Origin of the sequence: Bradyrhizobium sp. 191, from assembly GCF_023100985.1 — a bacterium.
Classification (GTDB): domain Bacteria; phylum Pseudomonadota; class Alphaproteobacteria; order Rhizobiales; family Xanthobacteraceae; genus Bradyrhizobium; species Bradyrhizobium diversitatis.
This window is the reverse complement of sequence record NZ_CP064692.1, coordinates 6035700-6058802: the sequence shown is the minus strand read 5'-3', so window position 1 is coordinate 6058802 and position 23103 is coordinate 6035700. Positions and strand designations below refer to the sequence as shown.

General features: G+C 59.8%; 23 protein-coding genes, 1 pseudogene and 1 other annotated feature. Of the genes and pseudogenes, 7 read left to right on the top strand and 17 right to left on the bottom strand.

From position 1 onward, the window contains the following. Window positions 1-8: 8 nt before the first annotated feature. The 5 genes from IVB23_RS28300 (at window position 9) to IVB23_RS28280 (ending at window position 3765) form a co-directional block, all read left to right on the top strand. On the top strand, window positions 9-428 hold the full coding sequence (locus tag IVB23_RS28300) for a transposase (RefSeq protein ID WP_247800831.1): 420 nt from the start codon (window positions 9-11) through the stop codon (window positions 426-428). Continuing rightward, complete coding sequence (gene tnpB / locus IVB23_RS28295; RefSeq protein ID WP_247342129.1) at window positions 422-775, top strand: IS66 family insertion sequence element accessory protein TnpB; 354 nt, start codon at window positions 422-424, stop codon at window positions 773-775. The genes IVB23_RS28300 and tnpB overlap by 7 nt, the downstream gene beginning before the upstream one ends. Window positions 776-826: 51 nt before the next feature. Next, window positions 827-2392: an IS66 family transposase gene (locus tag IVB23_RS28290; RefSeq protein WP_247800830.1), complete on the top strand. Its 1566-nt coding sequence runs from the start codon at window positions 827-829 to the stop codon at window positions 2390-2392. Then, window positions 2389-2991 (top strand): plasmid pRiA4b ORF-3 family protein, encoded by a 603-nt coding sequence (locus IVB23_RS28285; RefSeq protein ID WP_247800829.1) that lies wholly within the window; start codon window positions 2389-2391, stop codon window positions 2989-2991. The genes IVB23_RS28290 and IVB23_RS28285 overlap by 4 nt, the downstream gene beginning before the upstream one ends. Window positions 2992-3231: 240 nt before the next feature. Continuing rightward, the gene (locus IVB23_RS28280) at window positions 3232-3765 is read left to right on the top strand and encodes a hypothetical protein (protein ID WP_247800828.1); all 534 of its coding nucleotides are present in this window, start codon (window positions 3232-3234) and stop codon (window positions 3763-3765) included. 352 nt (window positions 3766-4117) lie between these two features. Here IVB23_RS28280 and IVB23_RS28275 read toward each other — a convergent pair whose 3' ends face one another. From IVB23_RS28275 to IVB23_RS28240, 8 genes are all read right to left on the bottom strand, one after another. Further along, window positions 4118-5476, bottom strand: coding sequence for a site-specific integrase (locus IVB23_RS28275; RefSeq protein ID WP_247800827.1), 1359 nt, complete (start codon window positions 5474-5476; stop codon window positions 4118-4120). A gap of 472 nt (window positions 5477-5948) precedes the next feature. After that, window positions 5949-6887 carry an NAD(P)H-binding protein gene (locus IVB23_RS28270; RefSeq protein ID WP_247800826.1) on the bottom strand — a complete coding sequence of 313 codons (939 nt, stop codon included), beginning with the start codon at window positions 6885-6887 and terminating at the stop codon, window positions 5949-5951. Window positions 6888-6960: 73 nt separating this feature from the next. Beyond that, a complete protein-coding gene (locus tag IVB23_RS28265; RefSeq protein WP_247800825.1) occupies window positions 6961-7782 on the bottom strand; it encodes an alpha/beta hydrolase in 822 nt (273 codons plus the stop codon). A gap of 134 nt (window positions 7783-7916) precedes the next feature. Beyond that, window positions 7917-8927, bottom strand: coding sequence for a nitrilase-related carbon-nitrogen hydrolase (locus tag IVB23_RS28260; RefSeq protein WP_247800824.1), 1011 nt, complete (start codon window positions 8925-8927; stop codon window positions 7917-7919). 138 nt (window positions 8928-9065) lie between these two features. Next, window positions 9066-9575 (bottom strand): hypothetical protein, encoded by a 510-nt coding sequence (locus tag IVB23_RS28255; protein ID WP_247800823.1) that lies wholly within the window; start codon window positions 9573-9575, stop codon window positions 9066-9068. A gap of 27 nt (window positions 9576-9602) precedes the next feature. Continuing rightward, the gene (locus IVB23_RS28250) at window positions 9603-9977 is read right to left on the bottom strand and encodes a hypothetical protein (protein ID WP_027533783.1); all 375 of its coding nucleotides are present in this window, start codon (window positions 9975-9977) and stop codon (window positions 9603-9605) included. A gap of 43 nt (window positions 9978-10020) precedes the next feature. Next, window positions 10021-10473: a hypothetical protein gene (locus tag IVB23_RS28245; protein WP_247800822.1), complete on the bottom strand. Its 453-nt coding sequence runs from the start codon at window positions 10471-10473 to the stop codon at window positions 10021-10023. Further along, window positions 10470-11342 (bottom strand): alpha/beta hydrolase, encoded by an 873-nt coding sequence (locus tag IVB23_RS28240; protein WP_247800821.1) that lies wholly within the window; start codon window positions 11340-11342, stop codon window positions 10470-10472. The genes IVB23_RS28245 and IVB23_RS28240 overlap by 4 nt, the downstream gene beginning before the upstream one ends. A 144-nt stretch (window positions 11343-11486) precedes the next feature. On the opposite strand from IVB23_RS28240, the gene IVB23_RS28235 reads away from it, so the two are divergent. Beyond that, a complete protein-coding gene (locus IVB23_RS28235) occupies window positions 11487-12443 on the top strand; it encodes a GlxA family transcriptional regulator (RefSeq protein WP_247800820.1) in 957 nt (318 codons plus the stop codon). 169 nt (window positions 12444-12612) lie between these two features. Continuing rightward, window positions 12613-13644, top strand: coding sequence for a GlxA family transcriptional regulator (locus tag IVB23_RS28230; RefSeq protein ID WP_247800819.1), 1032 nt, complete (start codon window positions 12613-12615; stop codon window positions 13642-13644). On the opposite strand, the pseudogene IVB23_RS28225 reads toward IVB23_RS28230, so the two are convergent. The 9 genes and pseudogenes from IVB23_RS28225 to IVB23_RS28185 all read right to left on the bottom strand — a co-directional run. After that, a pseudogene (locus IVB23_RS28225) lies at window positions 13641-14735 on the bottom strand (tyrosine-type recombinase/integrase); the annotation flags it as partial. The gene IVB23_RS28230 and the pseudogene IVB23_RS28225 overlap by 4 nt on opposite strands. A 178-nt stretch (window positions 14736-14913) precedes the next feature. Beyond that, window positions 14914-15102: a hypothetical protein gene (locus IVB23_RS28220; protein ID WP_247800818.1), complete on the bottom strand. Its 189-nt coding sequence runs from the start codon at window positions 15100-15102 to the stop codon at window positions 14914-14916. Between the two features lie 46 nt (window positions 15103-15148). Continuing rightward, window positions 15149-16380 (bottom strand): IS3 family transposase gene (locus tag IVB23_RS28215; RefSeq protein WP_247800019.1). Its coding sequence is split into 2 segments (ribosomal slippage): window positions 15149-16089 and window positions 16089-16380, totalling 1233 coding nucleotides; the frame shifts between segments, so codons are not numbered across the junction. Beyond that, window positions 15980-16096 (bottom strand) — a sequence feature (AL1L pseudoknot). Its footprint overlaps the gene before it by 117 nt. Window positions 16381-16613: 233 nt before the next feature. Next, window positions 16614-17585, bottom strand: a complete 972-nt coding sequence (locus tag IVB23_RS28210; protein WP_247800817.1) for a GTP-binding protein — start codon at window positions 17583-17585, stop codon at window positions 16614-16616. A gap of 297 nt (window positions 17586-17882) precedes the next feature. Beyond that, window positions 17883-19097, bottom strand: coding sequence for a peptide antibiotic transporter SbmA (sbmA, locus tag IVB23_RS28205; RefSeq protein WP_247800816.1), 1215 nt, complete (start codon window positions 19095-19097; stop codon window positions 17883-17885). A gap of 125 nt (window positions 19098-19222) precedes the next feature. Then, window positions 19223-20158 carry a penicillin-insensitive murein endopeptidase gene (mepA, locus tag IVB23_RS28200; RefSeq protein ID WP_247800815.1) on the bottom strand — a complete coding sequence of 312 codons (936 nt, stop codon included), beginning with the start codon at window positions 20156-20158 and terminating at the stop codon, window positions 19223-19225. Between the two features lie 5 nt (window positions 20159-20163). Further along, the gene (locus IVB23_RS28195; protein ID WP_247800814.1) at window positions 20164-21276 is read right to left on the bottom strand and encodes a nickel/cobalt transporter; all 1113 of its coding nucleotides are present in this window, start codon (window positions 21274-21276) and stop codon (window positions 20164-20166) included. Continuing rightward, the gene (locus IVB23_RS28190; RefSeq protein WP_247800813.1) at window positions 21273-21881 is read right to left on the bottom strand and encodes a DUF1007 family protein; all 609 of its coding nucleotides are present in this window, start codon (window positions 21879-21881) and stop codon (window positions 21273-21275) included. The genes IVB23_RS28195 and IVB23_RS28190 overlap by 4 nt, the downstream gene beginning before the upstream one ends. A gap of 291 nt (window positions 21882-22172) precedes the next feature. Then, entirely contained in the window at window positions 22173-22583 is a 411-nt protein-coding gene (locus IVB23_RS28185) for a DUF2946 family protein (protein WP_247800812.1), read from the bottom strand. Window positions 22584-23103 lie beyond the last annotated feature (520 nt).

Below are 23103 nucleotides of genomic sequence, written 5' to 3'. Positions count from 1 at the left end.
TGCTCACAATGGACGACCATTCGGACGACATAAGACGACCGTCGCCGCGTATCGAAGTGTATACTGGTGCAGGTCGAAAGCGCTGGCCGGACGATTTGAAGGCACAGATTGCCGCGGAAAGCTTCGAGCGGGGCGCGATTGTCACAGATGTCGCCCGCCGCCATGGCTGCCGGCCCCAGCAGGTGCATGACTGGCGGCGCCGAGCGCGTTTGGGCCAGTTGGTGCTGCCGGCTTCGGCGGATACCTTATCGTTTGTGCCTTTGGTGTCGGAATCGTCGCTACCCGCGGCTGCGGAGCCCTCCGTATCGGCGGAAGCAGCTGTTGTTATGGTCGAGTTCCAGGGTGCACGGGTAGAGGTACGCGGGACGCCTGGCCTTGGGGTGCTAAGTGACGTGTTCACGGCTCTGCGACGGACACGTTCATGCTGACGCCACCCGCGGGCCTCACGATTTACGTTGCGACCCAACCTGTGGACTTCAGAAAGGGTGCGGATGGCTTGGCGCTCTTGGCGAAGGAGACGCTGGGCCAAGACCCGATGAAGGGTGTGGCGGTGGTCTTCCGGGCGAAGCGCGCCGATCGAGTGAAGATTGTCGTCTGGGATGGCACCGGCCTGGTGATGTACTGGAAGCGGCTCGATAGCAGCGGCTTCAAATGGCCTCCCATCGTGGCCGGCATGATGCGCATGAATGCCGCGCAGTTGTCCGCGCTTCTGGCCGGCATGGATTGGACACGCATGCACGCACCTAGAATCCCGCAACCGAAAGCACTTGCGTAGGGAATAAAATCTTCGCTGCATCGAGGCGCGAAGCATGGCAGACTCGGGCCAATGAGTGATTTGCCTGATGAGCTGCCGACCGATCCAGCCGAGTTGCGTGTCTTTGCCGCGGCTCTGCTGGATCGCTGCGCCAGGCTCGAGCGATTGCTAAAGCTTGCGAAAGATGCGCAGTTCGGTCGATCGTCGGAAAAGCTGGACGCTGATCAACTTCAGCTTGTTCTAGAAGACATCGAAGAGGCCGTCGCGGCTCTCGAAGCAGCCGAAGATCGCGCCAATCCCAGAACCTGCGAGAAGAGAACTGCCAAGCACAGGGCCAATCGTGGCAAGCTGCCGGAGCATTTGCCCCGCATCATCGAAACCCTGATGCCGGCTGAAACCTGCTGCCCCTCCTGCAAAGGCGATCTCGTTGAGATTGGTCGCGATGAGAGTCAGAGGCTCGACGTCGTTCCGGTGCAATACCGGGTGATTGTGACCCGCCGGCCCAAACTGGCCTGCCGCGCCTGTCACGGTGTTGTCCTCCAGCACGCCGCTCCCGAGCGACTGATCAGGGGTGGATTGCCCACCGAGCGGCTCGTCGCACAAGTGATCGACGCCAAGTATCATTGGCATTTGCCGCTCTATCGCCAGGCGCAGATGCTGGCGACGCACGGTATCGCCATCGACCGTTCCACGCTCGCCTTCTGGGTCGGCTATGCCGCCCAGGAATTGAAGCCCTTGTGGCATCGTCTGCGAGAGCTTCTGCTCGCCTCCTCGAAGCTCTGTGTCGATGAGACCCCGGCGCCGGTGTTGGATCCGGGGCGCGGCAGAACCAAAACCGGCTACTTCTGGGCGCTCTCGCGTGATGACAGGCCTTGGGCCGGACCTGACCCACCTGGCGTGGTTTACGCCTATGCACCGGGCCGTGGGGCCGTTCATGGCTTGCGGCTGCTTGAGGGCTATCGCGGCATCATCCATTGCGATGGCTATGAGGCTTACAAGACCATGACCCGAGAGACGCGTTCGGACGCACTGTCCGCGACGCTTGCCTTCTGCTGGTCGCATCTGCGACGCCAGTTTGTGAAGATCGAGCGCGAGGCCTCTCCGGCACCGGCTCCGGTTGCCCGCGAGGCCCTCAAGCGCATCGCCCAACTCTACGCGGTCGAGAAAGTACTACGTGGCCGATCTGATGCTGAGCGCCGCGCAGGCCGACAAGCGCATGCCCGGCCTTTAACCGCAGCCTTGAAGCAGTGGTTTGAGGCGCAGTTTGATCACCTTGCACAGAAGAGCGACACGGCGAAGGCTTTGCGTTATGCGCTGCGTCATTGGGACGGCCTGACGCTCTACCTTGATGATGGGCGCATCGAGATGGACACGAATGCGGTCGAGCGCGCGATGCGGCCGATCAAGCTCAACGCCAAGAACTCCCTTTTTGCCGGCTGTGACGAGGGGGCCGAGAGTTGGGCGTTACTAGCTTCGTTAATCGAGACCTGTAAGCTTAATGGCGTCAGTGCAGAGCGCTGGCTCTCCGACGTCCTCGCGAAGCTTGTCAATGGTTGGCCTGCGTCACAACTGGATGAGCTGCTTCCCTGGGCATCGACTTACATGATGCATGCTCACGATCCAAGGTTGGCAGCATGAGCCTCAACACGACCGCTGTCCGGATCAGAGTGACCCTCAAGGACGTGAAACCGGAAGTGATGCGTCGCCTTGTCGTACCTGTCACCCTGCGCCTTGATCGGCTGCATTTGACGCTTCAGGCGGCATTTGGCTGGACAAATAGCCACCTCTTCGAGTTCCATGCTGGCGAAGAGCGTTGGGGCATCCCTGATCCCGACGGTGATTTTGGCCCCCAGCCTATCGATGCCCGCAAGACGCGGCTCTCCAATATCGTTCAAGAGACCGGCGCCAAGACGATCCGTTATCTCTATGACTTCGGCGACAGCTGGGATCATGTGATCAAGCTTGAAAAATGGTTCGACAACACGACGACAGAGGGACTTCCCCTCCTGCTCGAGGCCGCCGGTCGTTGTCCTCCGGAGGACGTCGGCGGTGCGCCCGGCTATGTCGAATACCTCGATGCCATCAGCGACCCCGCACATCCAGAGCACGAATGTATGCGCCTCTGGGGGCCCGAACAGTTCGATCCCGACGTCGTCGACCGGAAGGCGCTCGAGGCCGCCGTCAACGCATTGTCCGGAATTTGGAAGCCAAGACGGCACAAGCTGCGATCAAAATAGGCGTCAAGCGCCAATCGAAAGGGCCGCAGCGCTACGCTTACGAATTAGCGATGCTGTCGTGACAACCACGATACTTAATCGGTTCATCGTGCCTCTCCTATCCCTCCACTTCGATAGCGGAAGTTATTCCAGAGGATTCGGGGAGGCATATGATTGAAATCATGTCCCTGATGCAGTCGCGATGGTCAACATCGTCATGCGGATTGATAGGATCGGAACTCGTATCCGGAGGAGAATATTATGAAGGCCGTCGCTACCACGATCACTATCCTGATCCTCGCCGCGACCGCCGCGCCGGCGCAGTCCCCTTACGCCGGGATGCAAACCCGCTCGATCAAGGCGCTCTCCACACAGCAGATCGGTGATCTCAGGACCGGCCGGGGCATGGGGCTGGCTCTCGCCGCCGAACTGAACGGCTACCCCGGCCCTGCGCATGTGTTGGAATTATCCGAGCGACTGGCGTTGTCGCCCGCGCAAAAGGAACGGATTCAAAAACTGTTCGTATCCATGAAAGCGGAATCCACCCCGATCGGGACCAGGCTGATCGAGCAGGAAGGCGCGCTCGACCAGCAATTCGTCAGCCGCTCCATCACGCCCGACGCGCTGAAGGACGCCACCGCGAATATCGGCGCAACCCAGGCCGAACTGCGAAACGCACACCTCAAATACCATCTCGGAACGGCGAAAATCCTGTCGCCGGACCAGATGAAGCAATATGCCGATTTGAGGGGATACACGTCGAACGCTCCGTCTGGGCACCATCGCATGCATTAGCGGGAAACTGGGCCCGGAATTCGCGAGCATGGACGACGGCCAGTTGAGGTTCCGCCGGCCGATCTTCAAACCCGCAAGCTAAGGCTCGTGCGGACTCTACGACGCAATCGCGTAAGCTCGGCTGATGCCCGCATTTGGCAGCACTTAGCCGACATGGGCATATTCATTGCGCGAAGACCTTTCCTCAACCCTCCCACCGAGCGGGCTATATCGCAGGCAACAGTGGGCTGGCGTAGAAAATCGCAAGAATAAGTAGCGGGAGCGCTAAGAACCCAACCTGGCTGAGTCTCTGCTTCTCAAGTCAGGGTTTGGCTCTCGCGTCTGAGGCAAAATGACCGGCTTGGCGCAGCACCTAGGCAGCCAAGCGTCGCTCCTCTTCGCCCTTCTCAAAATCGGCGTCCGAAGCCCGCCTTAGAAATCGGGCCAATGCAGCCTTGCGTGAATCACGATCCAACGCGTAGGCGGTTTGCTTGAACTCAATGCCGTCAAGGAGTCCTTGAATGTAGCCCGAGATGGTGTCCGCAGCCATGATGAGCGCGGTGTCAAGCGTATGGATGTATTTGCTCGTCACAGAGCCCTTGGCATGACCAACGAGCGCCGCGATGGTTACCTCGGTAAAACCGAGATCGTTGGCGATGCTTGCGAAGCTGTGACGGAGCACGTGCGGTGTCACATCCGACAGCGGGGAGTTCTCGAAGATATGCTTCCAGTGGCTCGGGAAGCTGCCGAACGCGTTGTCCTCGCCCTGCCCCGGGAAAACGAATGTGCCGACATCATCGGTGCGCCGTCGCTCAAGATACTCGACGACAGGCAGCCCAATGGGACGGATGGATTCGCCTTCCTTACTGTCCTCCAACCGCAAGCAACTCGCCTCGGTGTCCGCCTCCGTCCATTTCAGGCCGATCATCTCGCTTCGCCGGGAGCCGGTCAGCGCAATTTGACGGACAATGTCTACGATTGTGGCGTATTTCTCCTGCTTGGCGGCCTCGCGGAGCATCCCACCCAAAATTCGATACTCCGCCTCCGACAGTCGACGCTTTCGCACGTTGTCCTTTGGCTTGCGGATGCCATGTGCCGGGTTGCTCTCGATGATCCCTGCCTCGACGGCGTAGGTAAGAATGCCGCCGAGAAGACCAACGGTACGCGTGGCCGTTCCAGCGCCGCCTCGGACGATGGCCTTTCCGCGCAGCTTCTTATTCTTGACCGAAACCCGCGTCTTTCCGGACATGATGTCCTTGAGGACCTTACTGATGTCGGTCTTGGTGAGATCCTTGACCCGCCGGGTCCCTATGAGCGGAATGATGTGACGCTCGATACGGCCAGTGTCGGTGACGATCGTTGAGGCCTTCTTCGGTCGCCCTCCCTTTCCCAGTATGAGGCCGGCCTGGAGATCGGCAAGATAGCGGGTACATAGCTCCTTCACGGTGATCGCCTTGTGATCGAGCTGGCGATCTTCGACGGGATCATCACCCCCAGCGACCCGACCGAGTTGCACCCTTGCCTCTCGGCGTGCCGTTTCTGGTGCCCAGGCTCCGTGAAGCCCAATTGTGTATCGACGAGACCGACCTCTCGTTCGATACTGGATGACGTAGCTGCGCTTTCCGGAACTAAAGACCCGGAGTCCAAAGCCCGGCAGTTCGTCGTCCCAGATTAGGTAATCCTTCTCTCCGGCATTCGCCGCCTCGACAACCCTCTTCGTGATCTTGACCATGACGTTCCTTCGTTCCGGGCGCGATCTCCCAAGTAAGCAACGCGTAAGCAGGCGGGAGAAAATCGGCGCGTGTTTTCGGATAGGAACGTCGCTTGTGGGATCGAGAATATCCAGTTGCTTCAGCTGGATAGCGTGGCATAGCGTGCCCTATCGCACTTTTCGGACGGGTACGTTATCTTGCTCCGAAGGCAAAGGTCACACGTTCGAATCGTGTCGGGTGCGCCAATTTTCCTTTATCTTACAGCGCGATATGCGCGTCCGAACCGAAATTCCGATTCTGTTTCATTCGAACGAGTAAGCAATCTCTGCAAAGTCATTGTCGATTGCAGATACACTGCGTTCGGGACGCGAGGAGCTCCCCCCGAGGGACCATCTTGGCAGATCGTGACTTGAAGTGAATGTCGGTATCGGTGGTTGCGTGCCCTCACAACCACGCTCCTTTGCGAAGCCGTACCCCTGTCTACGATGCCGTTTATTGAGCCGCGCTCGAAGGCGCGACCGGTGCGAACGCATGCGCGTTCTTCTGCACGAATTCCCGAACGCTCATCGGACGTATGCCGGTCAGCCTTTCGACATCATTGCTGAACCGATCGTACCGGTTGTCCTGATGTAGCCCCGCCATGGTCGCCACGTGCGAAACGACATGCGGCGGCATTCCGAAGGCGGCGAGTTGCCCCTTCATGACCTCAAGTGGAACGTTGACGTACGAGATCGTGCGACCAAGCGCGGCCGAGAACTCGCGTGCAACCGCGTCCATGTCCTGCGAAACCGGGCCGGTCAGATGGTAGGTCTGGCCGATATGCTCGGTGGGCTCGCTCAAGATCTCGGCGATCACCCGAGCGACATCGGCTGCAGCGATGGCTGAGTTCTTGCCCCTTCCAAAAGGCGCCATGATCTTGTCCTGCATGGAGACGGTTTTCGCGGTTTGAAGCAGTAGCCCTTCCATGAAGGCCGTTGGTCGTACCTCCACCACTGGCAGCCCGGACCAGGATAATATCTGCTCCGCCAACCAATGCTGCTTTTGCTGTGGGCTAGGGGTCGTATTGAAAATGTCCATCTCGTTGACGGTCATCTGAGAGAGATTGACGAACGCCTTTACGCCGTGGTGCTTCGCGACGACGGCGACGTTGACAGCCGCTTCGAGATAGGTCGGCGCGACCGACATTGCGAAGCAGAGACGTTCGCACCCTTCGATCGCCCGATGTACCGCCATAAGATCAAGCAGATCGCCAACCACGACTTCTGCACCGAGCGCGCGCAACGTTGCGGCCCGCTCGTCGTCCACACGAACCTGCGCTCGTACCCGGAACCCACGGGCGAGAAGCAGCTCCGTCACGGAGCGGCCCACCGAGCCGATCCGTCCAGCTGCCCCGGTCACGAGAATCGGAAGTTCATGTTGTGCCTTGCTCATCTTTCGCCTCACTCAGTGCTGCGCGACATATCCACTTTGCCGCCGGTCGATCGGCAGGAGGACTTCGTCCCCGTCATCCTTTGAGGAAGGCCAACAGGTCTGCGTTCACCTGGTCGGCGTGGGTGACGCACAGGCCATGCGGAGCACCGGCATATTCCTTCAGGCTCGCGTTCGGCAGGATCTTCACCGAACGCCTGGAGGCAATGTCGATAGGAACGATCTGATCGTCATTGCCCTGCAGCAGCAGGGTCGGGATCGTCATCTTCCTGAGATCATCCGTGAAATCGGTCTCGGAGAAGGCCTTGATACAATCATACTCGCCTTGGAGGCTCCCCATCATGCCCTGAAGCCAGAAGGAGTCGATCTGGCCCTGCGAAACCTTTGCGTTGGGACGGTTGTAGCCAAAGAACGGCATCGCTAGTTCTTTGAAGAACCCCGCTCGATCGGCAATTAGGCTTGAGCGCAGGCCGTCGAACACGCTCATCGGCGCGCTGTTAGGGTTGGTGGGCGTCTGCGCCATATGTGGAGGCACCGCTGAAATCAGGACTGCTTTCGATACACGCGATGTGCCATGGCGGCCGATATAGCGCGCCACCTCGCCTCCACCGGTCGAATGGCCAATCATCGTCGCACCCTTCACGTCGAGCGTATCGAGTAGTGTGGCGAGATCGTCGGCATAGGTGTCCATGTCGTTGCCGGTCCAGGTCTGATCCGATCGACCATGGCTGCGTCGATCATGGGCAATAACGCGGTAGCCGTGGTTAGCCAGGAACAGCATCTGGGCGTCCCAGGCGTCGGAGGTCAGCGGCCAACCATGGGAGAAGGTCACGACCGGACCGATGCCCCAATCCTTGAGGTAGATCTTCGCGCCGTCTTTCATTGTCGCGGTGGTCATCAACTTTGATCCTTTGTGAGCAGGTTGGTGGGCTGGCAGCTCGGCGACCTTCGTCGCGTCCGCAAGCGCCGCTTTCGGGAGGCCGAGCGCGGCGACGAGACTGCCGCCAGTGAGAAGGAGATGCCGGCGTGAAGTCATGAGATTGCTGCCATTTCCGGACGCGAGCCGACCTCTTCCAGCCGATCGGCCGGGTCCAGGGATTCCAGCGCTGGATGCGCGTTACGCTCGTGCACGTGGGACTTCGGCGTGCGGTCGATCAGCAGGCTGAGCAGTTCCGGGCGGCTGTAGTGACCGCGCGAGTCCATCAGACGCTTGCGCTTGTCGATGGCCCAGAAATCGAGATCGGCGATGACCTCGCCTTCGCCCGATCGCAGCGGCGCGCCCATCAATGCGCCCTCTGGAGAGACGATCCCGGTGAAGCAGCCGCTAGAAATCGGCTCGATGCTGCAGCCGGTATCCTTCATGATCCGGGCCTGCTGCTCAGCGTTCAGCCAGGCGGTCGCACAGACCACGAAACACCCGGCCTCCAATGCGTGCTGGCGGATATTGACTGAAGTCTGCTCGGAGAAACCGTCGCCCGCGAACGAGCCAGGATACATAGCCGAGTGAATCTGCTCGCCGTCAGCGATCAAGGCGTAGCGGGCTAGAGGGTTGTAATGCTCCCAGCAGGCCAGTTGACCGATGCGTCCTACGGCGCTGTCGACACAGCGCAGCCCAGAGCCATCGCCCTGACCCCAGACCATGCGCTCATGATAGGTCGGAGAGATATTGCGACGGTGCTGGATGAGTGTGCCGTCAGCATCGAACAGGAGTTGCGCGTTGTAGATCGTGCCGCCATCACGCTCGTTGACGCCGACCGAGACAACCATGCCGGCCTGCTTAGCGGCCTCGCCGATAGCCCTGGTGACGTCAGACGGTACGGTCACCGCTTGATCGAGCAACTTGTAGTGCTCCGCGCCCATCAGGTAGGGCGCTTCGACGAAGGAAAAATAGGGGTAGTAGGGAATGACCGTTTCCGGGAAGGTCGCGAACTGAACGCCTTGGCGCCCAAGCTCGATAATTTTCTTGACCACTTTGCCAACAGTGCCTTCCCGGCTGTAGAGAGCGGGACTGATCTGCACGGCTGCGGCTTTGACAATAGGCATCGTGACGGGTCCTTCTTGGCGGGTTGTTGATGTAATCTTTGGTCCGCGCGACGCGGCTTCACCATGCCCAGTCGGCTTCGATCGGTTGGCGATAGAGCTTGGAGCGCTCCAAGGTCACAACGAGGCCCGCGGGTCGCATTACGAACGCGGAGGTTCGGCGATGAGCATGGCGAGCGGCGCAAGCGGCCCGAGAGCGATCAGCTCGAATTCCATCATTCCGGCGATGCCGAGTGGAAGCTTCTCCAGGACTTCGTGCGCCTCTGCCGTGCTGGTGGCGTTCACGATAAAGACAACGCCGCGGCCCTCTGTCAGGGAGAACCACTGCTCGATTTTTCCAGCGAGATGATTGCGAACCGTAGCGCGAACCTCGTGGGGGCGGACCGAGGCGATCGCCTCGGGTGTGCCCTTCGCAGTGACCGAGCCGATCGCCAGGATCTTAGTTGCCGGAGCGACAACGGCGGCGGCGAGCGCGGGCAATATCTCGGCATGAACGCGCGGGTTCTTGACTTCAGGCATTTTGCTATTTTCTTTCGCCGCATCGGCGTCGGAGCCGAGAACTACTTCGCAGCATCCCTCAAAGCACCCGAAGCGCGATCGGGCAGTCGCGAAGCTACGAAAGGCGGTCCATAGAGCCTGGAGCACGACCAAACTCACAGTCGAGGCCCGCGGGTCGCATTACGAACGCGGAGGTTCGCCGATGAGCATGGCGAGCGGCGCAAGCGGCCCGAGAGCAATCAGCTCGAATTCCATCATGCCGGCCACGCCCAGAGGAAGTTTTTCCAGGAGTTCATGCGCCTCTGCGGTGCTTTTGGCGTTGACGATAAAGACGACGCCGTAGCCCTCCGTCTGGAAGAACCACTGCTCGATCTTGCCGGCGAGATGATTGCGAACCGTTGCGCGGACTTCGTGAGGCAGGATAGGGGCGATCGCCTCGGGCGTGCCCTTCGCGGTGACCGAGCCGATCGCCAGGATCTTGGTTGTTGGACCAACGACGGCGGCAAGCGCAGGTAGTATCTCAGCGTGGACGCGTGGATTCTTGTTGTCGGGCATTTGGCTGTTTCCTTTTGTTGAACTGGTTCTTGGTAGCTGCCAGCTACTTCGCAGGCTCAGTCAAAAGCACGCGTAGCGGAGCGATCGGGCCAATCGGGATGATCTGAAACTCCATCAGTCCGGCTCGGCCGAACGGAAATCTGCCCAGCAGTTCCAGAGCCTCCTTCGGATCGGTGACATTCATCATGAACACCACGCCGCTCTGGTCCTGCTTGAGGTACCACTGGTCGATTTTCCCAGCGAGATAGAGCCGTACGGTGTCGCGCACTTCAGCAGGCAGGAGCGGTTTCCATTGGTCCGGCGAACCCTTGGCTGTGAAAGTGCCAATCGCGAGCAATTTGGTAGTCGGGACATCAAGGCTCGATGATGGTGGCATCGACTGAGCGAACGAAGTGGCCGGGCCGAACACTGCGACTACCGCGACGATGGCGCCGAAGCAGGCGAGCCTCGTCAAGCGGGTTGCGCGCACGGCGAGCTTGTCGAGGACGCGGCTCATGACAGCATCGCCTTTGCCACTTGCGCGGGCTCGTCGGCCTGCAGCCAATGGCCTGCCGGAATGACGGTGAGGGACGCATTCTTGAGTTGAGACTGGCGCCGCTCGGCCATGGCCGCCGGGAAGTAAGGATCGTACCGTCCCCAAATCAGCTTGACTGGAATATCCAGCGTCTTGAGCGCCGTCAGATGTTTGGCGTTTCGGGCATGTTCATCGAAGAATTCCGCGGCCAACTGCACGAAGGCGGGACCGGCGCCAGGTTGGACGATGAAGTTGTCGCTGATCAGCGGACCGATGAACGCGCTGAAATGGGACTTTTGCGCCTCGGGCAAAGAATCCAAGAATTTCTTCTGTTGCCATCTCAGCAGCCAGCCAAACTGTTCGGGGCTCTGGGCGATCGCCATGGCCAGGGACTGCATGCTCCGGGTCGCAAAGAGCGTGATCATCTCGGGCCAAACAACCGTGGAGTCCTCGCTATAGGCCGAGTTGAGCATGATCGCGGAATCGACACTGTCCGAATGGGTGAGCGCGTAGTTGAGCGTCGCCATCCCCGAGGAGTCGTGAGCGACCGGGACGATCGTCCCCAGACCCAGACCCTCGACCACCGCCTCAAGGTCGCCAAGTTGCTGCTTGAAGCTATAGACGGTGCTGGCAGGCTTGTCCGAGGCGCCGAAGCCCAGGAAATCGAACGTCACCACGCGCCGGCCGCTGGCAACCAGGAACGGGATCAGGTCATCCCAGATATTCAGGTTGTCAGGGAAGCCGTGCATGAGCACAAAGGCCGGGCCAGAACCCGCATAATCTCGAGCGTAGACTTTTCCTTCGCCCCTGGAAATGCGATGCTCGACGAAGGCGGGGTGATCGGAAGACATGCATCATCCTTTCTTCCTCACGGAAGCGGTAAGGGTGTCGCTTGGCGGCGAGGAGCCAGTGCGAGATTTGTTGCTCAGACTCTAGCGATTGCGGTGGGGCTGACGTAGGTCGTTCTTGCCACCATTCGTGCCACAGGAGCGAAAATGCATCGGGTCGGTTTCATCGTGCCGCAGCGGTTTCAGTTGATGAGCCTTGCGGCCCTGACGGCATTCGAAATCGTCAATCTGCCTCCTGCCGACCAGCGCTATGACATCCATTTGCTTTCGGAGCATGGCGGTCCGGTTCGATCTTCCTCAGGAATGATGCTGCAAACCGAACCGTTCGGAGATCCCGCCTTCGACACAGTGATCGTGGGTTCGATCACCGAGATGGACATGCCTTCCTCTGATGCGACTATGATCGCGTTCGTGCAGGAAGCCGCCAGGGCGTCGAGGCGAGTCGCCTCAATCTGCAGCGGAGCGTTTGTGCTGGCTGAAGCGGGCCTTCTGAATGGTCGACGCGCGACGATGCACTGGGCTCATGCAGCCAGCTTCAGGGCTCGGTTCCCGGATGTCAGGGCGGAGGAGGACCGCATCTACATCAATGACGGTCCGGTCTGGACGTCAGCGGGCATGACCGCGGGGATCGACCTCGTTCTGGCGTTGATTGATAATGATCTCGGTCCCGAAGCCGCGAAAATAGTCGCCAGGCTTCTGGTCATGAACCAGCGTCGGATGGGTGGACAAAAACAGCATTCCGCGCTCCTGGATATGACGCCGAAGTCCGATCGCATCGAACTGGTGCTGGCGCACATCCGTCAAAATTTGCGGAACCCGCTTACGATCGAGGAGCTTGCGGCGGTCGCCAGCCTCAGCCCCCGTCAGTTCAGCCGCGCCTTTCTGGCCGAGACCGGTCAGTCTCCAGCAAAAGCCGTAGAGCGGCTCCGACTGGAGGCCGCCAGGTTCATGATCGAAGAGGGACGGCACACGGTCAATGTCGTGGCGCAGGAAACTGGTTTCGTAGACCGCGAACGCATGCGTCGCGCGTTCCTCAGGACCTTCGGCGTGCCACCGGAGATATTGCGGAGAAACGCTCGACGGGAGGCGGAGGCGGCTGCCTGACTTCGGGCTGTCAAGAAATGTAGGCTTTTGGTCAGGCACTCAACGTGGCGCCGAACGCCGCTCTCGATCATCCGGCTCGCACGTGAGCATCCGGGTTCGACATCAAATCGTGCCTCCTAGATGACATCCACCCGGCTATTATCAACGTTTCGGACACTAGGAGGCAGCCATGCATAGGGTAGGTCTTATCGTCCCGCGCGGCTTCCAGCTCTTGAGCCTTGCGCCCCTGACGGCATTCGAAATGACGGGGTTCGGACTTGCAAAGCCGCCCCCGGCCGATTCTCACTATGACCTTCATCTGTTGTCGGAACACGGCGGTCCCATTCGATCCTCTTGTGGTTTGACAGTTGAAACCGAAGCATTCGACGATCCGGCTTTTGATACAATTATTGTCGGCGCGGTCACCGCGTTCGAAATGGCTCCATCGAGCGAAAACCTGATCGCCTTTGTGCAAGAAGCTGCCAAGGTATCAAGGCGCACTGCTTCATTTTGCAATGGGGCGTTTGTTCTCGCCGAAGCCGGACTTCTCGATGGTCGCCGCGCGACGACGCATTGGATCCAAGCGACAAGTTTCAGGGCTCGGTTTCCGGATGTCAGGATGGAGGAGGATCGGATCTATATCAATGACGGTCCGATCTGGACGTCAGCCGGAATGACTGCAGGAATCGATCTTGTTCTAGCGATGATCGATAGGGACTTGGGTTCCGAAGTTGCGAAGGCTGCTGCCAAACTTATGGTCATCAATCAACGTCGGATGGGTGGACAAACGCAGCATTCCGCGCTCCTCGACATGACACCGAAATCCGATCGCATCCAGTTGGTCGTCGCGTACATCCGCCAAAATCTGCGGAATCCGCTCACAATCGAGAACCTTGCGGCGGTCGCCAACCTCAGCCCTCGCCAGTTCAGCCGCGCCTTTCTGGCCGAGACAGGCCAATCACCGGCAAAAGCAGTGGAGCGGCTTCGGCTGGAAACGGCCAGGTTCATGATGGAGGAAGGGCGGCACACGGTTAATGTCGTGGCGGAGGAAGTGGGTTTTGCTGACCGCGAGCGCATGCGGCGGGCATTCCTCCGGACCTTCGGTGTGCCCCCGGAGGTGTTGCGTAGGAATGCTCGACGGGAGGCGGTGACGACTGCCTGCCAAGATGACCGCCAATTATACAAGAAGTTGCCAACCGCGAGTGATGGAAGACCAGACTAGGCCGCCATGCGGCGATGATCTTCTTCGTCGCCTTCGTGGTCGCTGTTGGAAGCCCGCGTCAGGAAGCGGGCCAGCGCGGCTTTTCGTGAATCGCGGTCCAACGCGTAGGCAGTCTGCTTGAACTCTATGCCATCAAGGAGCCCTTGAATGTAGCCAGAGATCGTGTCCGCAGCCATGATGAGCGCTGTATCAAGTGTATGGATGTATTTGCTCGTTACCGAACCTTTGGCATGACCAACCAAAGCCGCGATGGTTACCTCGGTGAAACCAAGATCGTTTGCGATGCTCGCGAAGCTATGACGTAGGACGTGCGGCGTCACATCCGACAGCGGCGAGTCCTCGAAGACATGCTTCCAATGGTTCGGGAAGCTGCCGAACGCATTGTCCTCGCCCTGACCGGGGAAGACGTATGTCCCGACAGCGTCGGTACTCCGCCGTTCGAGATATTCGACGACAGCCAACCCAATGGGACGGATGGATTCGCCCTCCTTACTATCCTCTAACCGTAAGCAGCTCGCCTCGGTGTCGGCCTCCGCCCATTTCAGGCCAATCATTTCGCTACGCCGGCTCCCGGTCAGCGCAATTTGGCGGATGATGTCCACAGCTGTAGCGTATTTCTCGTCCCTAGCCGCGTCGCGGAGCATTCGACCCAATATTCGATACTCCGCTTCCGATAGTCGACGCTTTCGTACATTGTCCTTTGGCTTACGGACACCATGGGCCGGGTTACTTTCAATGATGCCGGCCTCGACGGCATAGGTGAGAATGCCGCCGAGAAGACCTACCGTCCGCGTGGCCGTTCCCGCACCGCCTCTGACAATTGCCTTTCCGCGCAGCTTCTTGGTCTTGACCGAAACCCGCGTCTTGCCGGCCATGATGTCTTTGAGCACTTTGTTGATGTCGGTCTTGGTGAGGTCCTTGACCCGTCGTGGCCCCAAAAGCGGGATGATATGGCGCTCAATACGGCCAGTGTCGGTGGTGATTGTTGAGGGCTTTTTCGGTCGACCTCCTTTTCCCAAGATTAGGCCGGCCTGCAGATCGGCGAAATAGCGGGCGCATAACTCCTTCACGGTGATCGCCTTGTGGTCGAGTTACGGCTCAGATTTCGCCTTCACATCGGGGACCTGCAACTATCTCAAATTGCTATTTCAGGCGGTCGCTTAGCGTTGCCCTCCGAAGGAAGGCCACACGTTCGAATCGTATCGGGTCGAGCGATTGCAAAAGGGCAAACTGTCCCTTCACGAGGAATTTCCGACGACGTCGCTTCTGTCATCCGACCGTTTCTTTTCGAGGAAACAGGTCCTTACCCGGTTGTGTCCCTTCCCTGTGGCACCCATCTGGCCGTTCTCCGACCGCATCAGTCGGCGGGAATATACTGTCGTATATCGCGCGAGCCTCTCGGATCAAACGAATCCGCTCAAGCTCAGATTTTGGAATGAGTTGAATCACGTCGCCCATATGGGTTTGAACCGCCCCGGGTTTGCCGGAGGCCATTTGGTTTAAGTTATGCCGCCATGGCCGGTTGTTCCAGCATGGCGTAGTAGCGTTGCTCGGCTTCGGCCGGCGGGATGTTGCCGATGGGCTCCAGGAGCCGCCGGTTGTTGAACCAGTCCACCCATTCCAGCGTCGCGAACTCGACGGCCTCGAAGCTGCGCCATGGTCCGCGCCGATGGATCACCTCGGCCTTGTAGAGACCGTTGATGGTTTCGGCGAGAGCGTTGTCATAGGAATCTCCGACGCTGCCGACAGAAGGCTCGACGCCAGCTTCAGCCAGGCGTTCGGTGTATTTGATAGAGACGTATTGGCTGCCCCTATCGCTATGATGCACGAGCCCGCCGCGATGGACCGGTCGGCGATCGTGCAGGGCCTGCTCCAGCGCATCGAGCACGAAGCCTGCGTGCGCCGTGCGGGAGGCCCGCCAGCCCACGATCCTGCGGGCATAGGCGTCGATCACAAAGGCGACGTAGACGAAGCCGGTCCAGGTCGCGACATAGGTGAAGTCGGAGAGCCAGAGGACGTTCGGCCTTGGTGCCTTGAACTGGCGATTGACGTGATCCATCGGGCATGGCGCGGCCTTGTCGCTGATCGTGGTCTTGACGGATTTGCCGCGGATGACCCCTTGCAAACCCATGTCCCGCATCAGTCGCGACACCGTGCAACGGGCAACATCGAAGCCTTCGCGCTTGAGCTGCCGCCAGACCTTGCGCACGCCGTAGACGGAGAAGTTTTGATCGAAGACGCGCCGAACCTCGATCTTCAGCGCGGCGTCCAGCCTGGCGCGCGCCGACCGCGTGGCCGGATCGCGCCGCTTCGCGACATGGGCGTGGTAGGTCGAGGGGGCAATCGGCAACACCTTGCAGATCGGCTCGACCCCATGCGCCCCACGATGATCGTCAATGAAGGCGATCATGGCTTGGACCGGCGGTCGAGCTCCGCCATCGCAAAATAGGCGCTTGCCTTGCGCAGGATCTCGTTGGCCTGCCGAAGCTCGCGGTTCTCCCGTTCGAGCGCCTTCAGCTTCTCGGCCGTATCGGTCGGAACGCCGGTCCGCTGCCCGCTATCGACCTCGGCCTTCTTGACCCAGTCATGCAGCGTCTGCGGCGTGCAGCCGATCTTGGCCGCGATTGACGTCACTGCCGCCCAGCGCGACGGGTGCTCGCCGGCGTGATCCAGAACCATCCGAACCGCTCGGGTCCGGACCTCGGGTGAAAACTTGTTCGTTGTCTTGCTCGTCATGGCTCCATCCTCTCAGGAGTTGGAGCCTCCGGCAAACCCGGGGCGGTTCAGTTCCCACCTAGTGTTTGAATGCGCGTAAAAGATAGACGCAGGCCGAGAGAGCGCCCGCTTACTTCATCGCTTCGAGCCCTGTGCCGTCCGCCTAACCGCCAGCGATACCCCGGGGTGCTCCGCCTCGGATTTTCCTGACCACCCACGTCAGGGCGGACGCCTCGGGCTCGGCAATTCCCTGGTTAGGCGCGGCAGGCCTCAAATCCTTTCTTCAGCAGGTCCACTGGTAGATCCCGGCCGATGAAGACAAGCCGGGATTTGGGCGCCTCGTTCTTCTTCCATGCGCGCTGACTGCCGCCCTCGATCAGCATGTGGACGCCCTGCACGACAAATCGGCGGTCATCATCAGCCATTGCGATAATGCCCTTCATGCGCAGGATGTTCGTGCCGTAACGTTGAGTGGTGTCCTGAATCCACGAGACGAACCTGGCGGGATCCATTGGATCGTCGGCCACCAGTGACAGGCTGGCAATCTCGTCGTCGTGCTCGTGAGCATGCTCCTCGGTGAGGAATCCCGGCTCAACCTCGAGGATACGATCGAGATTGAAAGCGTCTCGCCCCAGAACCTTGGCGAGGTCGAGGCCGCAGCGCTCCGTTCGGTGAATGGTCGCATAGGGATTGATCTTGCGGATTCGGCGTTCGACCGTCGCTAGGCCGTTCTCATCGACCAGATCGACTTTGTTGACGAGGACGACATCGGCGAACGCAAGTTGCTCCTGCGCTTCGGGGGTCCGATCGATCTGCTCCAGGAGATGTTTGGCATCCGCGACCGTGACAATAGCGTCAAGCTTGGTCTTGCGGCGGACCTCCTCGTCGACAAAGAAAGTCTGTGCCACCGGCGCGGGATCTGCGAGCCCCGTGGTCTCGACCACGATGCCGTCGAAGGCGCGGCTTCGCCGCATCAGGCCAGAGATGATACGAATAAGATCGCCGCGGACCGTGCAGCAGATGCAGCCGTTATTCATCTCAAACATCTCTTCGTCCGCGTCGACGATGAGATCGTTGTCGATACCGACCTCGCCGAATTCATTGACGATGACCGCAAACCGCTTGCCGTGCGTCTCGGTGAGAATGCGGTTTAGCAGCGTCGTTTTCCCGGAGCCGAGATAGCCGGTCAGGACTGTGACCGGAATCGGCGTCGCAGTTTCAGGCATGGGTGCGTCCTTATGTCAGGGTGTCAGTAAAGATGATCAGTTGGCGATCGCCGTTCGCAGCGGCCCGCGTAGCGTCGTCCTCCCCAGAATGAGCGCCAGGGCCGTGCGCAGGCCGCTTTCGTGACGGTGTTGGGTCCTCTTCGAAGGTCGGACGCCCGGCCGCATGACGGACCGTCACGGGAGACCTCGCTAGTCAATTGTAATGTTATAACATTACATACCTGGTGCGGAAAGCGCAATATCGTTTGGCGCGCAATGCAAAGCTTCAGTTCCGTCCCCTCCTATCACCAGTGCGGATCATGAGGCTGGCTCCTTTTGTGTCTCGATCGACGGCAGTGGCTCACCGTGGATCTTTGCCTCAAAACCGCGCAGCCGCTGATAGATCGAGATCAGTTCGACGATCGTGCTCCACGAGTTGATGAGGTACTGAAACGAGGTTCGCACTTGCGTGAACGCGTTGAGGATCTGGTTCATCGCACCGAGGGTGATCTTGCCCGCGATGATCGTGGGCGCGAGCAGGACGTAAGGAAAGATGACGTCAGTCTGCAAATAGACGATCCGACCGACATTGAAGTACATGAAGTTCAGATAGAGCCGGAAGTAATTCCTGCGAATGTCGCTGAAGAGCACGCCTAATGTCGGCGGATTGGCGCGCGCCGCATCGTCCTCGCCAAGCACGAGCTCCTTGCGATAGGCCGCTTCGACCCGCTGGTTGAGAAATTCGATTCTGGGCAAGCGGATGCCAATAAGCGCGAGAACGCCGGTACCCAGTATCGACCAGATGACTGCAGCGAACACCAGCGGATAGGGAATCGAGCCGAGCAGAGGCAGCTCCGTGACGTTACTGGACAGCCTCAGCAAAACCGGCAGGAAGGCCAAGAGCGTCAGCACCGCGCTAATGAGATTGACCCCTAGACCTTCCATGGTGCTGGCGAAGCGCATGGTGTCTTCCTGGACCCGCTGGGAGGCGCCTTCGATCGCGCGCAGCCGTGGCCAGTTGGCGACATAGAAATCGTTCATCGCCGTCCGCCAGCGGAAAATGTAGTGACTGACGAAGAATCGCGTCATCACGCCGACCACGACGGCCACGAGCGCGATGCCGGTAAAGGTCAACAATTCGCTATAGAACTGCTCGACCGTGACCGGCGCCGACTTCGACAGCGCGGCCTGGACCAGGTCGTAGAACGGTCCATACCAGCTGTTGATCGCGACTGAGACCTGAACCTGAAAGTAAGAGGTGAACAGGATCAGCGCGGAGCCAAGAATGGACCACGTCGCCCAGGGATGCGGGGCAAACAACATCCAGGCAGCTGCGAAGACCGCAACGGTCAGCGCAAAATACAGATCGAACCACAGGGCCGGCGCCGACCAGAACGTCGCAAGCCCAACCGGCTTTTCCGGGGCTTGAAAGAGATTGCCGGCAAATCCATACCAAACCGCTATCGCCAACGCGGTCCAAAGAATTGACGACGGAAAGAACAACTTTGGTCGGGGGAAGAATGAAACGAACATGCTCGCTGTCCTGATCGACTTGGAACTTTAGCTCAGAAGATGAACACACCGCGGTCGTTGGCCAACCCTTGCCTCTACATGGGGCTCACTCCTTCTTGCGCGTAACGCAAGCGCTCTCGCGGAGGTCACGGAGCAATCAGTATCTGGCGGCAAGCGGCAGGAAGGTCAGCGAGCGTTATCGGCGGCCTTGGCTTTGGCGGCGTGGTGGGAAGCCTTGGGTGGAGAACGCGTTCGCTGAACCAAAAAGCAAAATCCTTTGCATTGCATCCCTCATCTGCCGAGGGCGGAGGTTGCGATTCGCATCCTCTATCGGCCGCAGGACATTTAATGCGGATATGGAAGTGATAATCATGCCCATACATCGGACGAACCTTGGAAAGCCAGGTTCGGTCTCCTTTGGCCTCACGACAAAGTGCTTTTTTGATTGCCGCGTTGACGAAGATCCGCTCGACCTGCGGCTCCTGAGCCGCCGCTCGAATGACGAGCAGATGGCTTGGGGTCCACGCCTTTGGATCGATATCGAGGCGGTCGGGCCGCACCATCATTGTCGCTGACATTTCTTCGCGCTCGACGTGGGACAATTCTCGACCTGGCATCGGCGTAAGCCAGATATCTGCATCGAGCCCCACTTGATGACTGGTGTGCCCGGTCAGCATGGGGCCACCCCGCGGCTGCGACAGGTCGCCCACAAGTAATCCAGGCCAACCCGCGACCTCGTGCACCTTGTCAGAAAGGCGCTCGAGCAGCTTGATCATGTCAAGATGGGCCCAATTGCGGTTGCGCGACAACCGCATCACCTGCCAGGTCTCTCCATTAATGGGCAATGCTTGAGCACCTGCGAGACAACCTTTTGCATAAAACCCGATGGAATGCACGGCCAGCGAAGCAGGCAGGATTTTGCGGGCAAAGAGTTCTTTTGCGCCAAGGTGCGGATCGTTGGGATTGGCCAATGGTGGCAGCGGTTTGGGGTCGACGCTACCTTTGTCCTGAGCCGAAGCGAGGCCAGTCATGATGACCAGGACAATCGCGGAAATCAGAATCTTCAGCAACTGATTGCCCATCACCTCTATCCCGTGAACATCCAGAGTTGCTCGCTCGCCATGTAACCTGCCAACAACAATGTGCCGAACGCGACGATAAGCGCCGCGGCGCCGACCTCGATAGCTCTCATCGTGAGCACGCCGAATCCGGCCCGGGCCTTGGCGAGGCGGCTTGCGATCTGTCGCGCGCTCATTGCGAGCGTCGCGATCGCTGCAACCGTCACCGCTGTGCCAAGCCCCATGAGCAAGGTGGCGCCGACACCGGTCCAGAACAGGTCCTGGGCCAGCGCGAAGATGAGGACGATGATCGCGCCGGAACATGGCCGCAATCCAACCGCGACCACCGCCGACAGGCCTCGGCGCCAGCCCCCCGCGCCGGCGAGTTCAGCGGGCTCAGGCCCGTGGGCGTGGCCCCAGGCCGACGCATGACGCTCGTCGTGACAGTGAAAGCCGCGCTCATGATCGGCGCATCCATCGACCATGCATTGTCTGCCACGCATGGTCATCGCGCCAAGGCGCGGCGGGTGAAGCGGAAACGTGTTGCCGCTGTGCCCTGACGCGAGGGAGAGGACGGGCGCCTGGGTCCACTTCAGTTCACGGCAGGCGAGGAGAAAGCCTCTGCCTTTGACGTACAAAAGCCGTAGGCCGATCAGGATGACCAGACCATAGCTGACGATCTCGACGAGATGAACGGTCAGCCCGATCGCCTTCGCCGTCGCGCCGAGAAGAACCGCAGCGATGGCCACCACGACAATGGCAACGACGGATTGGATGCCCGCGGACGCGAATGACATGACAACACCGCGACGCCAGGTCTCTTCGTTGGCGACGAGGTAGGAGGAGATCACGGCCTTGCCATGCCCTGGGCCTACGGCATGAAAGACGCCGTAGAGAAACGAGATGCCGAAGAGGCTCCACATCGCGGCCCCATCCTCCTTGCTCGCCCGGATGAAGCCCGACAGCGAACGATAGAAGGCCGCTTGCTGTGCAAAGATCCAGCCCGTGAGGCCCGATGCCGACATGGCGCCGGCAGGATGAGGGGCTCCGAACGGCGCAGCCTGCGCCGATACGATATCAATTGCACGGGCGAGGAGGACCGCCACCAGCACTGTCAAGATAACACCGCGCGATCTGGTCATGGGCACTTCACCAGGATCTTGTTGGCGAAGGTCTCTCCATAGGAGCTGGATGCGTCGAGCGGGTCACTATCGAGCTGACTGAGCCGCAACTGTTCTGCCGGTGTCGGCTGGTGTGGCAAATCATAGGTCAGCAGGCATTGTGGCGCGCCGCTCACGGAGACCGGCTTGTCCTTGGCAAATTCGAAATCAACGAAGATCGTGGGATCGTAGACCTCGATCTGTATCGCCTTTGCCGTAGCAGCCGCCTTCAACGGTAAGCTGAAATGCAGGGTGAGGGTGGCGTTCTTGTATTCGAGCCAATAGTCGCCGGGATCGGAAAACTTCAGCTTCTTGCCGTCCGCGCGCGCGAAGGTGAAATAGCCATACTCCTTCAGCGAATCCATGTTGACCTGGGCGAGCGAGGCCAGCTCTTCCCGCGTGTACTGCCCCTTCTTCGCGTGGGGGATGCCCTGCAGCGCGTAGGCGGAAAACATGTCATCGAAAGTCCAGGCGTGGCGAACGCCCGTCATGCTGCCGTCGGCTGTGTAGAGAACTTCGCTGTGGAAGGTGACCCAGACATGGGGATGGGCCTCCGCGCGATCGAAGGATAGAAAGAGCAAGAGCACTGCGCAGGTCCAGGAACATGCGTGTCTTATCATTGGCGTGTCCACCGACTGGAGGTTCGATGTGAACGCCGCACACGAGGAGAGGCGAACCAGCTTCTGGAGCATACCGCATCGATTGCGGGTAAGGCCGGGCGCTGCAGCATCTCGAGACGTGAGCCGATTGCATTGCTTCCGCCGCGAACTTCATGAGGATCAATGCGGCGCGACCACAGGCTCTCGTTCCGTAAGGGGGAATGCCGAGCCCCAAGCTGAGCACGGCCAGAGGCGCCTGCAGCGTCCGCGAATTGGCTATCAGCCGAGCGGTGGTGCGCGCGATTGAAATGGCGCGCGGTGAGTTTTCAGGACGCCATCGAACGTCAGTGCGAACGGGTGTCCGGCGTCCGTGAGGTCAAGTGATGGCGACGCCTGCGCCGCATCCGCGATGAAGGAAGTCGCGAGTAGAAAGCCCGAAAAACAGATCGGACAGTCCTCGTCATCGTCCGCCAGCTTCGCCGGAAGGCGTGCCACAGATTGTTGCTTCATCGGCCCGCGCCACGCGCCCGCAACATCTGCTGTCGAATGGTGGATGCCCGGACCGGTGAAGTCTCGGGCATGGATATGCCCGTGCGACATCCCGAATTGCAGCGTCAAGGCAAGCAGCGCAAGATAGGCACCGCATCGCCGCGTGAAGATACGCCACAACGTTAAGTGGGTCGGCCGCAAGCTGCGCACCCCTCCTCACATCACTAGAGCTGCGCCGCACGACGGCGCAAGCATCGCTATCCAGAACGGGTGAACGATGTGCCTATCCAAAGACGAGTAAACAATGGAAGACATTCTTTTTCCAGCCGTGCTTTTTACCAGCCGTGTCGCGAAATCCCGATTGACCCGCCAACGCTCGACCGAAAGCGAATGCATCCGAGCCCATCAATTTGACTTCTGTTGGGCGCGTAACGTTATAACATAACGTGGACCGTTTCAAGGCGAGCGCAACGAGCTCGGGACAGACTTCCGCGGCTGCGAGGGCTTCGCCGTGTCGTAAGGACATGCCTCGTTGCGGGCGAGATCCGGCGCGTTGTGGGAAGCCGTTGATTCCAGCCGGAGGCCAGCCGAGCACGGCTTTCCTTCGATGGGATTGCTAAGCTGATCGGCTGGTGCGACGTTATTTGCGCGGCCCGCTGTGCCTCCCTAGGAGGATGGAATGAGAGCGCGATCGCTATTGTTGGCTCTCTGCCTTTTGCTG